At 45.9% G+C, this 14,256-nt stretch carries 12 protein-coding genes; all 12 read right to left on the reverse strand.

Going from position 1 to position 14,256, the window contains the following annotated elements:
* Window positions 1-445 precede the first annotated feature (445 nt).
* The 12 genes from BW979_RS22340 to pseC all read right to left on the reverse strand — a co-directional run bounded on the left by BW979_RS22340 (window position 446) and on the right by pseC (window position 14,256).
* Window positions 446-1,705 carry an O-antigen ligase family protein gene (locus tag BW979_RS22340; protein ID WP_076385752.1) on the reverse strand — a complete coding sequence of 420 codons (1,260 nt, stop codon included), beginning with the start codon at window positions 1,703-1,705 and terminating at the stop codon, window positions 446-448.
* A gap of 23 nt (window positions 1,706-1,728) precedes the next feature.
* The gene (locus BW979_RS22345; RefSeq protein WP_076385754.1) at window positions 1,729-3,114 is read right to left on the reverse strand and encodes an undecaprenyl-phosphate glucose phosphotransferase; all 1,386 of its coding nucleotides are present in this window, start codon (window positions 3,112-3,114) and stop codon (window positions 1,729-1,731) included.
* Window positions 3,115-3,280: 166 nt separating this feature from the next.
* A complete protein-coding gene (locus BW979_RS22350) occupies window positions 3,281-4,699 on the reverse strand; it encodes a mannose-1-phosphate guanylyltransferase/mannose-6-phosphate isomerase (protein WP_076385756.1) in 1,419 nt (472 codons plus the stop codon).
* Window positions 4,700-4,835: 136 nt separating this feature from the next.
* A complete protein-coding gene (locus BW979_RS22355) occupies window positions 4,836-5,963 on the reverse strand; it encodes a glycosyltransferase family 4 protein (protein WP_076385758.1) in 1,128 nt (375 codons plus the stop codon).
* Window positions 5,964-6,022: 59 nt separating this feature from the next.
* Window positions 6,023-7,321, reverse strand: coding sequence for a hypothetical protein (locus tag BW979_RS22360; protein ID WP_076385760.1), 1,299 nt, complete (start codon window positions 7,319-7,321; stop codon window positions 6,023-6,025).
* A 32-nt stretch (window positions 7,322-7,353) separates the two neighbouring features.
* Window positions 7,354-8,553 (reverse strand): hypothetical protein, encoded by a 1,200-nt coding sequence (locus BW979_RS22365; protein ID WP_156893524.1) that lies wholly within the window; start codon window positions 8,551-8,553, stop codon window positions 7,354-7,356.
* A gap of 2 nt (window positions 8,554-8,555) precedes the next feature.
* A complete protein-coding gene (locus BW979_RS27485; RefSeq protein WP_156893526.1) occupies window positions 8,556-9,311 on the reverse strand; it encodes an acyltransferase in 756 nt (251 codons plus the stop codon).
* Window positions 9,302-10,636, reverse strand: coding sequence for a hypothetical protein (locus BW979_RS22375; RefSeq protein ID WP_156893528.1), 1,335 nt, complete (start codon window positions 10,634-10,636; stop codon window positions 9,302-9,304). The genes BW979_RS27485 and BW979_RS22375 overlap by 10 nt, the downstream gene beginning before the upstream one ends.
* Window positions 10,637-10,639: 3 nt before the next feature.
* Window positions 10,640-11,167, reverse strand: a complete 528-nt coding sequence (locus BW979_RS22380) for an acyltransferase (RefSeq protein WP_076385768.1) — start codon at window positions 11,165-11,167, stop codon at window positions 10,640-10,642.
* Window positions 11,164-12,057, reverse strand: a complete 894-nt coding sequence (locus BW979_RS22385) for a phytanoyl-CoA dioxygenase family protein (protein WP_076385770.1) — start codon at window positions 12,055-12,057, stop codon at window positions 11,164-11,166. The genes BW979_RS22380 and BW979_RS22385 overlap by 4 nt, the downstream gene beginning before the upstream one ends.
* Before the next feature lie 340 nt (window positions 12,058-12,397).
* On the reverse strand, window positions 12,398-13,099 hold the full coding sequence (gene pseF / locus BW979_RS22390; protein WP_076385772.1) for a pseudaminic acid cytidylyltransferase: 702 nt from the start codon (window positions 13,097-13,099) through the stop codon (window positions 12,398-12,400).
* On the reverse strand, window positions 13,096-14,256 hold the full coding sequence (gene pseC, locus BW979_RS22395; RefSeq protein WP_076385774.1) for a UDP-4-amino-4,6-dideoxy-N-acetyl-beta-L-altrosamine transaminase: 1,161 nt from the start codon (window positions 14,254-14,256) through the stop codon (window positions 13,096-13,098). The genes pseF and pseC overlap by 4 nt, the downstream gene beginning before the upstream one ends.

Genomic DNA, 14,256 nt, shown 5'->3' on the forward strand with positions numbered 1-14,256 from the left:
ATGCAAAAAAAGGCGCCATCATACCCCCAAGCAAACGCAGGGTACTCATTTTTTAATACCAACTTACTGTATAGATGAACAGATCTATAGACTCGCAACGTTCTGTGCACGGAGTAAAAGCTTCAGGCAGGACTTGCAGGGACATTCTACAGGGACGCCCAGCGCTGGTTGGCGTCAGACACTTACGTATCAAGAAACAATGACTGCTGTCTTTGCTAAGTCAGGGTGTAACCAAGAGGGATGGTTTGACCAGAACACATGCAGATGAAAAAGCCACTTAAAAGTGCAGTCATTAATAAGCTGCGACGCACCATATGAATAAACTGATACACCGTGAAGTGATTTTTTCAGCCGCTTTCGAACTCTAGCCGAGTGCTCTTCCATCCCAAATTATCGAGTAACTCAGCGAAGGTATTGTCCCAAATAAGACAACTACACTCCACCGTCACCCCGCAGATGAACCATCCAATGCAAGCCTTTTGGATTTAGTTTGCACGGCGAGCAAAATAGCGATAGGTAACCAAAATACAGTCCAGTAATTACCAGGACGGGTGAAGATGCGTTCGACGTCAGTCAGCATCACGATCAAAGCGTAAACAAGCGCTGGAAATGCCAATCGAACCCAAGGATTACTTCGGTCACACCAAGCCTTATAACACACGCCAAGCAGGCCTGCTCCCAGCAACGCTATTGATATCAAACCACTGTCATATATCTGCTGAAGATAAAGACTGTGGGCATGAGGCGAAGAAGTTTTTCCATTGGGCCAATCATAGTTAAATGGTGTTCCCAGGCCGTATCCAAATACCCAATGATCCTGCATCACAGTGAAATAGTAATTCCAAATTGGGCCTCTACCGGACAGCTGGCGCTTAAATAACTCGTTGAGCAGGTGTTCCCACCAAATAACAGTCGCGGTTACTGCCACCAAAGAGCATAGCCCCAGAATCCACCAGCCTCTTCGAGAATTTTGCAACGCAACAGCAACAAAACAACCTACACCTACACCGACCCACGCTCCACGGGCATACGTCAAAAGCACATACAGTACCAGTACGGCAAAGGCCAAAAACCAAAACAGCGCCTTCCGCAGACTAACGCGCTGATCAATGGCAACTCCGAAGACCCACGTAGCTATGGCACCATGAAAAATACCGGCGGCTACTGGATATCGATAGTTTGCAATTTCTCCAATACCTAGACGATCAATGCGAAAAGTCCGGTAGGTCAATGGACGATCTAGCCACCAGAATTGATAAATCAGTGTTGCCAAAGCCCCTAATGCAACGAGCAATATCCCACCTAACAGAGCCCTACGAAGTAAGACCTCTCCTCTATCCATTAGCAGGAATACGGCAAGCAGGAACAAAGCAATGAAAAGCCCACGTTTAGCAAAGGATAGTGAGCTTGTTTCGGAATTGAATGCCCAGGTACTACTTAGCGCTACCCATACCAGAAAAGCAATCCAAGGTATGTACTGAGCACCTATACGCCGCTCGGCTCCTTTTAAAACTGTACAAATAAAAAAAATCAACGCCGGAAGCAACAACCAAAGATAAACTTGCGCGTTCCGCGCACTCCCTGAAACTATCCATACCCTACCACTTATTTGGATAAATAGGCCTATCGCCAGCGCCCAAAGCATTATGACCTGCCACTTAGCGCTTACAGGCTTGTCGCCAAGAAGCCGAACACCACTTACCATATCAACACCTTAATTCAAAATACTCAAAACGCATTTTTATTGACAAAGCCTTTGAATACCGTAAGAAATATTATTTTTATATCTATCCACAACGACCAATTATCTATATACCAAAGGTCGTACTCAACGCGCTTCTGCATCTTATCCAAGGTATCCGTTTCACCTCGATAACCGCTAACTTGCGCCCAGCCAGTAATACCTGGCTTGACCTTGTGTCGCTGCATATACGACTCAACTAAATCTTTGTAATACTCATTATGAGCCAGCGCGTGAGGACGTGGCCCAACGATAGACATACGTCCTTGCAGTACGTTAAAAAACTGCGGTAACTCGTCCAGACTAGTACGCCGCAGAAACGCTCCGACGCGCGTCACTCGACTATCATTGCGAGAGGCCTGCGTGACGTCACCGCCACTTTCATTATGAACAACCATTGAACGAAACTTATAAACCTTAAAGTGCTTACCATTAATACCCATACGGTATTGCTTGAACAACACGGGCCCAGGCGAACTTAATTTAATAGCGATACCAATCATGAAACATAATGGCAGTATCAACAAGCTGATCAATCCACCAATCACCAAATCCTCAAGCCGCTTCAATACCTGTGCCGGCCCGTCGATGGGGCTGCAGCTCAAGTCCAGGGAATAAAGGCCGGCAATATGGCTTACCCGATGATTAAGTAATCTAATATCTCCCCATTCGGGAATAAAACGTACGGCAACCGTATGGTGGCGTAAAGCATAAAGAATTGAACGTATGGCCCCTCCCTCGCTAAGAGGCAAACAAAGCCAAACTTCGTGCACACTATGCTCATCTACCCTCTCAGCCAAGCACTGCAACCAGTCTTCATCAGGCCTATACTTAAGATTCGTCGCAACTCTAAACCCATAGCCATCCAATGTTCGGCCGCTGCGCAACTGCCCAGCAGACTCGCCTCCCGAGTCCACCAGCAATACTGTTTTCAAGTTCATTCCAGACGAACGCAAACGGCGTAATAACAAATACACTCCCAAGCGCAGCAACAGGCAAAAGACTCCCCCAGTCGCTAGCATCAACGAAAACCAGATTCTGGAATAATTGTCTGACACTTTGAGGAAGAATGACGATGACAGAAGTATGCCGGCGGCCGAGAACCAACAAACCAACAACACACTCAATTGTCGCCAGAATGTATACCCTCGCTGCGAACCATAAACGCCGCCAGAGGCCATACAAACAACGACAACAATAGCAGTAATCATGGTTGCCGTATTATACCGCCCCATCATGTCAAAGGTGCCGAAACGGTACTCATGGGCCACCAACCCTGCGGCGATTACAATGAGCATATCCAGAAGCGCCACAAAAAAGGGCACAGGGTAGCGCTCCGCAAAGGTAGGCTGATAGCGATGAATGACTTGCATGTCCTTTACACAATCTCCGATATTATAGGGGCCGAATAACGCATACTAAACCCCGGCAATCTGAATACTCAAATACAAACAAAAAATAACTGGGTCAAGCATTCTACCTACCAAGACATGAGCCAGATTGCAAATTCAAGAACTGCCCCCATAACTCCGTTAGGGGTCATTTTGGCTTAACCCGCCCGTATTTGTCTTCCAAACGTACAATATCATCCTCACCAAGATAGGATCCAGATTGCACCTCAATGAGCTCGAGCGGGATGACGCCCGGATTTTCGAGAGCATGGACCTGACCAATAGGGATATAGGTCGATTGGTTTTCAGTGACCAAATAGGTCTTTTCACCATTGGTGACCTGCGCGGTGCCGCTCACGACAATCCAATGCTCGGCGCGGTGGTGATGCATCTGAACAGACAGCTTCGCACCTGGGTTAACAGTGATGCGCTTGACCTGATAGCGGGGGCCGTTATCAATGCAATCGTAGCCCCCCCAAGGGCGATAAACCTCACGGTGGTTGGCATGCTCGTGACGCTTTATGCTTTTAAGTTGCTCAACGATTTTCTTCACATCCTGTACCTGGCTTTTATGGGTCACCAACACTGCATCCTTGGTTTCCACTATCACCAAATCGGTTACCCCTACAGCAGCAACCAGGCGGTGCTCAGCATACACGTAACTACTGCTAATCCCCTCATGAAGCACATCACCTACAAAGACATTTCCATCGCTATCCTTCGGACTAACGTCCCAAAGTGCAGACCATGAGCCGATGTCACTCCAGCCGGCCTCCAAAGGCACCATGATCGCATCGGCGGTCTGCTCCATCACAGCGTAATCAATCGAGTCCTCAGGGCACTTCATGAAGGACTCTGCATCGATCCGAGTAAAATGCATGTCCTGTTCTGCCCCCAGGAGAGCCTCCCGACAGGCGTTGACAATTTCAGGTCGATGCAGCGTGAGCTCTTCCAGATAGCGGCTAGCACGAAACATGAACATACCGCTATTCCAAAAATAATCCCCGGAGGCAAGATAACTCTGAGCAACTTGCAGATCGGGTTTTTCAACAAAGCGGTTGACCGTATAGCCACCTTGTCCGACCGATTTACCCTTCTCGATATAGCCATAGCCCGTTTCTGGAGAGGTCGGAACCACACCAAAGGTAACTAACTTACCTGCCTCCGCGAAAGCCAACGCAGCCTGAACACTTGAATGAAAAGCTGGTACATTCTGAATGAGATGGTCAGCTGCCAGCACGAACAGTATTGGATCCTGATCTTCACTTATGGCCTGCAACGCAGCCAATGCAATTGCCGGAGCTGTATTGCGCCCCACGGGCTCTAGGATAATATTGGCCTGATCCATCCCCAACTGACGCAACTGCTCTGCTGCGAGAAAGCGATGCTGTTCGTTACAAATCAAGCGAGGTAAGTCTGCCTCCAAACCTTCAAGTCGCCTGATTGTCTCTTGTAGCATCGAATACTCAGAGTCAATAAGCGATAAAAATTGTTTAGGCTTGAGTTGCCGAGATAGCGGCCAAAGGCGCGATCCAGAGCCACCAGCCATAATTATCGGACACAACATAAAAATTCACCTTATATAATCACTTCATGCAGATGAGTAGTGAGACTCATACGCGTTATGCAACTGCCAGGGAGCACCGCTCGTGAGCAACGCTTTTAAGAGGAGCCTAATTTAAACTTGGCATATAAAGTCGGAGCTACTCAACAAACTTTTGAAATTTAAAAAAATCGGAAGATTTCTGATCCACGAATGCCTTTAATTTACGCCTAAAAACCTCAGTTGCAAATGTTTCAGCATGAGCACGAATAGCAAGCGGATCAAAAACGAAGTCCGTCTCAAATTTATTTACGGCATTCTTTATTGAGCTTTCGGTCTGTTCCTGAAAGAAAACTCCTGTCTTTCCTTCCAGGACAGTTTCAAGCGCCCCGCCTTTACCATAGGCTATTACCGGGGTACCGCAAGCCTGCGCTTCAACGGGAATAATTCCAAAATCTTCCTCAGCTGCGAAGACGAATGCCTTTGCACGTTGCATGTGATCGCGTAAAACATTAAAAGGTTGATACCCCATAATAGTCACGTTTGGACCAGCAGCCTGCTTAACCTTATTAAACTGAGGACCATCACCTATAACAATCAATTTTTTATCCGGCATTTCCGAAAAAGCCTTGACGATCAGATCCATCTTTTTATAAGGAACCATTCGTGATGCGGTAAGGTAAAAATCACTCTTACCTTCAACCACCTCAAAATCCTCAACCGCGACATTAGGATGAATAGTTACAGACTCACGCTTATAAACCTTACTAATCCGGCGGCCAATATAGTCGCTGTTCGCGACAAAGAACTCTACGTTATTTGCTGTCCTGCTATCCCACCCTCTGATCTTGTATAACATGTAGCGAGCCGCCCACCCTTTCAACCCCCGCTCCAGGCCAGACTCTGCCAGATATTGCCCCTGCATATCCCACGCATAGCGAATGGGTGAGTGGCAATAACATACATGCAGTTGATCAGGACCGGTAATGACACCTTTAGCGACTGCATGACTGCTACTTATAACAAGATCATATCCAGAAAGGTCTAGTTGCTCAATCGCAAGAGGCATCAAAGGCAAATATAGCTGATATCGGGTGCGGGCTTTGGGGAGGTGTTGAATAAAAGTCGTTTTGGAAAGTTTTCCACCCAATTTTTCTCGATCACTAGCAGACAGAAAATCAACAACAGAGAAAAGATCAGCATCAGGCCAAAGATTAATAATTTCCGCCAATACTTTTTCAGCCCCAGCAAAAGTAACAAGCCAATCGTGAACTATAGCAATCTTCATATTTTTCCCTAAACACACAAATACAAAACAGAAAAGCAACCGATTACACTATCAATACATCATCCACTGCGATCACACTTCAAAAACAAATTTGAAAAGCATAATTTTATTATTATGCCCAACAAAAGCGCCGCAATCATTGCGTACTGCCCGAGACCTGTTGTGAATAAATTCACCACTGCAAAAAAAGGTATAAACGTGCAAAAAATTAAGTACATTGGCAACCAACAAAAGTTCCGAATTATTACATTGCGCGCCACCATGCCAATTACAATAGCAAAAAATAAACAAGCAACACCTGCGCCTAACGGGCCAAAATCATAAAGCACAGGCCCAAACAGTGTAGTGTAAACGCCCGGCCTGACTACACCCGCCGTTAAAACATCCTCAATTTTACCGAGTTCTAACAGAGACATAACAATTTTTGATGGAATATAAAAACTCTGTAAACCATACGTCGTCGCGCCGTCAGTCAATCCGCAAAGGTAAAAAAACTCGTATACCCCATGCGTAATATACTGACTAAAGTGAGTAAAAGCATATACAAGCCCAGATAAGCCAGCGTCACCATCGTTTGTCAGATAGTTGACAACCTCCTCACTTGCAGGGGCAAACCGTGCATAACCCGAAAGCTCCATAGACGCTATGGGATCAACTCCCATCTGCACTGTTCTTACCCAAAAAACCATACCTGCAAACCAAACCAAAGCAATCGCAGCGGTCATTCCTAAAATGATATTCCTCAAAGAAACCTTGATATATCCTGTCATCAAAACGGAAAGCAAACAAACGGCCATGAATATGACCAAACCACTTCGAGATCCTTGAAGCACCACATCGGAAACCGCAAATACAGCCGACAGAATCAGCATTGGAAAATGACTGATCCTTGAAATACCGGCACTTCTCATGAAAAAGATCAGAAATGGAAGAAATAAAAACATTGACGAGAGTACAGCTCCAATCAAGGCGACACTTTCCATACCTCCTGATGCAATCATTTCTCTGTTGGCCATAAAATCAGCGCCAATATTTCCCCCTGCCCGGATAAAAATTCGCTCGAAGATCCGAAGCGCTAATCCAAATACCCCCATCAAAAAAACGAGCCAAATTAAAGTACCTAACAGTCGCACATCAAAATGCACATAAAGCGCTTTCCCTCGCCTTCGCCCGCAAGACAAAAACATACCCATATAAAAAATCGATGTGTAGATTAAAAAAACTACAAAAGAAAAATCCCCGCCTTCATAGCTAAAATTAATCGGCGCCAACAACCAAATAAAAAAATATACAGTACCACCCATCAAAAAAATTTTATGCGGACAGAACACGGTTAGCTTCAAAACAGAAGCATTCATACTTTCACCCTTTATTTTTAGAATCAAAACTATCAACCCAGAAGCTTCGACCTAAATATGAATATAAACTGCACTGCAACCATACTAATAAAGCCTGCAAGCCATGCTATGGTGAGCGAAAACTTGTGATCCGTCCCCCCTGTAAAATAGAAACTCCCAAAGATAATTAGAAAGACAATTAACCCCAAGGCCACGGCAATAGATTGTGACATGACTCTACCTGCACTACTTAGAACCCCTTCGAAAGAGGCACTGGCGGACCATAAAATCATTACTCCGGCCATCGACCAGACCAGCCATATATCATTAGAGTCGGGTAAGGGAATATTAAAAGAGCGAACAAATTGAGACGAAACAGCGAATGCAATAAGTACGGAAAATATTGCCACCAGCCCTACACACCCCAACAAAGCAAATTTTCTTTTGGTCAGATCTCCACGATAGATCTGCCTAAAATAGAAAGTATTAATAAATTGATGGATTATAATTGCAATAGATAGCCAGCGAAAAACTATCGAAAAAGACGCTACAAGCGTCGCATCACTAATCCCGCCCATCAGCAATCTGGGCCCGGCCATAAACGCGCCCATTAATGTGCCTCCAATGAAAAATTTATGGCTAAGGGAGAACATTTTTTTATAGTCTTCATGAAACCAGTAATTAGCACTGGGCAGGTCTGATATTTTTATCAAAAGCCATAACATACAAAGCTCGATGGCGATCATCACGAGCATAAACCCGAGCACAAAATCCACACCCACAACCGTCAACAACAAGGACAACATTAGAGCGATATATAGAGCACTCTCTGCTAGAGATGCCCAAGCCCCCTTTCCTAGCCCCTTCAGACGAGCAGATAGCGCCAACTGCAGAACCACCATCGCACTTTGCAGTGTCACGACACCGACAAAGGAGACCTTCCAATCAATGCCTGCCACAGGTAATAGCAAAACAAAAAGCAGTGCACAAAAGCACACCAAGCAAACATACATCACGGCGGCTCTTACATAAGGAGTAAATACCCCTCCCAAGGAACCATAGGCGACAACACCATGAGCACCTAACGCCATTATCGGACCGAGGGTCATTGATAGCGAGAGCCACCATTCAAGAGCGCCATATTCGGCCTTGCTTAATAACCATGCGGCCAAAAACGGCGCAAATAATACTGAAGATTTCGAAGCACCAAATAAGACAGCATGCCCTGAAAGCCTCGTTACAAAACTATGCAATTTCAGCTCTCCGGTTTCTTATTGAAAACCGCTTCAACCAAACCATTAACTTTTACCTCTGGATAACGCTGCTTGGCCGCATCGTAATCTGACTCAATCCATCTCAGCGCTTGACTTACATACAGGCCAGGTTTAACAAGTGACTTCGAAACACAGGAAGATGCTCCGACCGTTATACCATTGTTAATTGTCACTCCAGCATTGATGACGCACGCAGAACCTATATAGACGTTATTTCCAATCTTTACGCTGCCATCAACTCTAAATCTATCCAGGCCGGCGGGAGCATGAAGATACCCATGCGTCCATATTTGGCTCGCCACTCCTGCAATAGTAGTATAGTTACCCAATCGAACGCTTCGAGTACAATCAACAAGATGCTTAGATGTAATTTTAGAAAACACCCCCAGACGCAAAACAGATCGCCCCCATGTAACGCCTCGTCTTGCTCTTATTATTTTATTGAAATTACCGATTGCGGCATTCGTTCGAAGAAATACCCAGACATCACCTCTTATCTGGTTAAAATGTTGGAGATATGAGCTATCTTTCAACACCAAAGCTTTGCATGACAGGTAGTTCCCATGACCAATTTTAACCGAATCATGTAAAATGATCTTGCCACACTCAATCCAGGAGAAACCGATTTTACAACCTTTGCCAATCTCCCAACCAAGAAGCCTTAACAAGAAATTTTTCGGCATTATTGGCGGAAATACCAAGCATACAATCGCCGCAAGTTTTTTCTTCACATGCATTGCTCAGCCACTCTTATCAGATTAGCGCCAACCTTTTCTATGTTCTTCGAATCTAACACCGAAGGTAGACTGGCAGGATCAGAGATCAAACCTGGAAAGGTAGTGAAGTAGAGTTTTTTAACCAAGTCGATTCTGCCCTTGTCGTCAGCCAACTGAAACAGCCCTGCGTCAATTCGTGCAATAACAGTTCTGACTTCCTCTACGCTGTCCGCATACGAATAGCCGACCTCATCAGACAATACTCCAGGCCCAAACTGAACAACAGGCTTACGAGAAAGAACACTTTCAACAGCAATAGTACCGGTAACAGTACAGACGAGATGAATCCGATTGAATATCTTGTCCATTCCCATTTCAAAGGGTATTGGAACAATACGTTGGTCCTTTGAGACAAGATCTAACAGGCTATTGTTCAGCTCGTACTTTGATTTGGGGTTCAATTTTACGAGTAACTTCCACCCCAGAGGTAAGGCCTCAGCGAGGTCACTTATAAGTCGTGACTGATCCCTGTATTCCTGCCCCCACAGATCAAGATTTGACTCTGGTTGCATTTGCATGGGATATAAGAGATAGCGATATCCATCGTCAAGTTTAAATTTCGACGTACAAATTTCACTCCACTCAATCAAAAGCCGTGACACCGCCTTGTCCAGCTTTCTTTTCCGCCAAGGAGATGGCGTATTAAATCGCTCCCCGCGAAAATAGCTCTTTATCAATACCAAGCGATTTGGAAACGAGCCATGGATTGGAAAAATACGTCCGACATCAGTAGGCAATGAGGGCCGCATATATTCAGGAATTCGCTCGCGCTTGCGTATAGCCTCCGCGAGGGAATAGCACTCTTCATCCGAAGGTAAATCTGTTGATCCATCAATCGCATTCTTGGTATCGCCCAGATAAATGCTATACCGTCCGCCAGGATAACCAGGCATCGATGGATGAAAGAATGGTACGTTATTTTTCTTGCACCACTCGACTGTCATCAACTCATGAAATAACGTCGCCTCACCAATCACAAGCTCAGGTTTCTCAATTGAAAGAATACGCTCTATTTCGGCGTTGTAGTACTCATAGTGAGTAGTGCCTCCGCCGAAATAGTTAATATATCTATCCGACTTGATAACTTTTTCGAGCCCATGATTACTTGAAAGAGATTTCATATCTCTTCTCGAAGGAAAAGGTATCAAATTAGCCGTGCCATTTTTAGGCATAAAACTCGGATTCTGCACTACCCAAGCTACATAATGTCCTTGCTTGATGAAATATTCAGCTAACGCATCCCAGAAAAAAGTCTTATATCTATTTTCCAACATTACTATTTTCATGAGTTAATACTTTTCTTTTCGCTCAATAAATCTAAAACCAGGACCAACGACGATCGAGTTCTCTGGAATGCTTTTACTTACAACTACCCCTGCTCCAATGACCGAATTCTTGCCAATTGTAACACCAGCCAAAATGATACTATGCGCACCAATCCACACACCATCTTCGATGGTGATTGGCTTAGCTATATGCTTATAGGGTAACTCTCCATTAATGTCTAAAGAGGCTGTCTCTATATGGACTCCTTGCGAAAGCCTAACTTCGCTGCCAAATGAAACAGGTGACATGGCGCCTATGACACAACCTGGACTCAACATGACTCTTCCTGAAAAGCGTATATTTTCAGGGTATTTAAAAACAACACTCCAATGACAGTTGCTTCCTTTCGGTATATCCAACAACGACCTCGCCCTCGCGAAGGTCCAAAATCTATCAAAACCAATGCCCAGAGTAATCAGCGCTCTAAAAAAGCACTTAACTATTGAAAATTGAAAAACAAACTCTGCAATATCCTTTAATGTATTCTTCATTTCACATAAAGCCGATTGACATAACCATCCAAATCCAAAATTTTACTACTGTTCAGTTTTACTGGACTGTAGTCGTATATACCTATTGGATGAAGGGAGTACTGTGCTTGAAATAAAAGCCGTCGCTCAGTCGAAGGAAGCTGTCCTTTATGCAAACCAAACGTATTTTCTAGAAAGGCTGTCCCCCTTGTACCAGTAAAATACTTGATACCGTCCTTTCCAAAACTAGTCTCCACTTCTTCATCTGTGTATCTGCGAATTTTTCTAAATGCCGGATTTCTATGACTCCCTGGAACAAAAACATGGGGCCCTGAGCCAGAGCCTACATCCGTCAAATATATAAATAACTTAATAAACCGCAGATCATCCACATCTCGATGAAAACTCTCAGCCTCCTGAGGAGCATCATGACCGGGATAAGACCACCAGACGCTTAAGTTGGACAGCGTCGGCTTTGCACCGAGGATACTTTCAACAACTTTAAGGACTCTCTCATCATTGACCCACTTCATTGCATGTGGCGAGTTAACAATATCCTCGGTAGAAAAAGGCGCGGTGTGACAATCCGCTGGTGGCCTCTCGGGGTCGAAGTAACCGGCATCTGCATCCCAACGATCGAAAGTTTTTTTATCAGAAAACCAGTCGACCATTTCTTTGACTTCGCTCTCCCTCACTAAATTATCCAGCATTGCATAGCCCGCTTTATGTAAAGAGGCCGCATCATCCTCATAGGGAATAACAGGTAGTGATTTGCTTGGCAACCGTTTACAAGCAAGGTCAGATAACAGCTCTCTGCACCTTGGATTCATCAAGAGCCTCTGACTGAAAAAAGCAAGTCTTTTTAAGGGATACACTCGACCTATTATTTTCTTTATCTTTGTTTCAGCCATGACTCACAGTCCTTTCATCAGAAGCCAACATTATCACTAAATTTTATATCCCAGTATCTACTAACTTAGTGCTATGCAAAAAAGCAATCCAACCCAGCTAGAGTTACCTTGTATCTCGTTCCATTACGTCGATTTACCGTAGGTCTATATCGAGACTCAAGCTATATGCGTCAAATCCTCTCCTGCGAATATGATCAAGCAAGTTGCCAACATGCTCCTAACAGATTAAATGGCAATCAGCCCCACGTTCTTAACGCTTCAGAAAAAGCCAGGCATTGAATGGCACACCCGCTGTTTATTTGCAGCGAAGCATCAATCCGAAACACCCCTTTCATTAAATTCACGAAGGGTTGGACTCAGCTTGAAAGGCTTTGTACAGCCATTCCGCGCGAACCCAGTCCTCGGGAGTATCTATGTCTTGCACGCGGTGACGCGGCAACAGGACGGCACTAGACTCGGGGCTGAAGATCATTTTGCCCTGCAACCATGCATCGGCGAGCCCCCAGTAGAACTGCCCGGCGTCGTGATAGCTTTCATCAAGGTCCTGAGAGCGGGTATTAAAGTACTCTGGGTAGAACATTTCGACACGTCCGGTTCCAGTCAGGCGAATTGCCCGCTGAACAGGGAATGCATAACTGGTGACTGAGAACGCATACTGGCTTCCCGACAGTTCCAGGGTGTTCAATCCGCGACGCAGATCCTCAGAACTTACAAAAGGCGCGGTGGCATATATACAACATACCTGTCGAGCGTCAAAACCGTTCGCCTTGCACCACTCGATCGCCTGCTGAATCACCGGAATAGTCCCGGTGTAATCGTCAGACAGTTCGGCCGGACGCATGAACGGAACACTGGCACCGTACTGTTGGGCAACTTCAGCTATTTCTTCGTCGTCCGTAGAAACAATTACTCTATCAAAACAACCACTTTTTAACGCCGCTTCAATCGACCAGGCGATCATCGGCTTTCCGCAAAACATTTTGATGTTTTTTCGTGGGATACGTTTGCTGCCACCCCGGGCAGGAATGACGGCCAGTCTCATACTCGCAGAGCCTTGGAGATTGCTGTCACGACCTGATCCTGCTGCTCGTTGGTCATGGTCTGGAACATTGGAATACTGATGGCTTCACGATAGTAGTCTTGCGCCACTGGGTAGTCTTCAGGCTTGAAGCCCATCCGCACGTAATAAGGCTGAGTGTGAACCGGAATGTAATGCAGGTTTACACCAATTCCTTGTTCTCTCAAGGATTCGAATACTTGACGGTGAGTCCGGGTAATTTTTTCCAGTTGCAGACGAATCACATAGAGGTGCAAACCCGAATAGCTGTCGACATGTTGCCACGGCGTGCTCACTGGTAATGTGGCCAGCAGATCGTTATAGCGAGCGGCCAACTCATGCCGACGAGCGATGTACTGATCCAAGCGCTCCATCTGGCTGAGGCCTAACGCTGCCTGCAGTTCGGTCATCCGGTAATTGAACCCCAGATCAATCTGTTGGTAGTACCAGGGCCCGTCTGCTTCGTGGGTCATCTGCTGCGGATCACGGGTAATACCGTGACTGCGCAACAGGGCCATTTTATTGGCCAACTCGGCATTGTTGGTCATAGCCATACCACCTTCAGCGGTGGTAATAATTTTGACCGGGTGAAAACTGAATACGGTGATGTCGCTGTACTTACTGTTACCGATGAACGCCCCCTGGTATTTACCGCCAATGGCGTGTGAGGCGTCTTCGATAATCTTGAAACCATAACGGCCGGCCAGGGCGTGAATCGCCTGCATGTCGCAGGGCTGCCCACATAGATGTACTGGCACCACGACTTTTGGCAAGGTTCCTTCGCGTTCAGCCTGTTCCAGCTTACGCTCAAGCGCTTGCGGGCATAGGTTGTAGGTACGAGGGTCAATATCCACGAAGTCGACTTGCGCACCGCAATACAAACCGCAGTTGGCGGAAGCAACGAAAGTAACCGGACTCGTCCACAGGCGGTCGCCGGGACCAAGACCCAGTGCAAGGCAAGCAATGTGCAGCGCCGAAGTGGCACTGTTCACCGCTAGCGCATGACTGGCGCCTACATGGCGCGCAACCTGTTGCTCAAAGCGAGGCACCATCGGGCCTTGAGTGAGAAAGTCCGATTGCAACACCCCAACCACCGCATCAATGTCAGCTTGGGTTATGTCCTGGCGACCATAGGGAATCAT

It is taken from the genome of Pseudomonas sp. A214 (assembly GCF_900156295.1).
Lineage (GTDB): Bacteria > Pseudomonadota > Gammaproteobacteria > Pseudomonadales > Pseudomonadaceae > Aquipseudomonas > Aquipseudomonas rhizophila.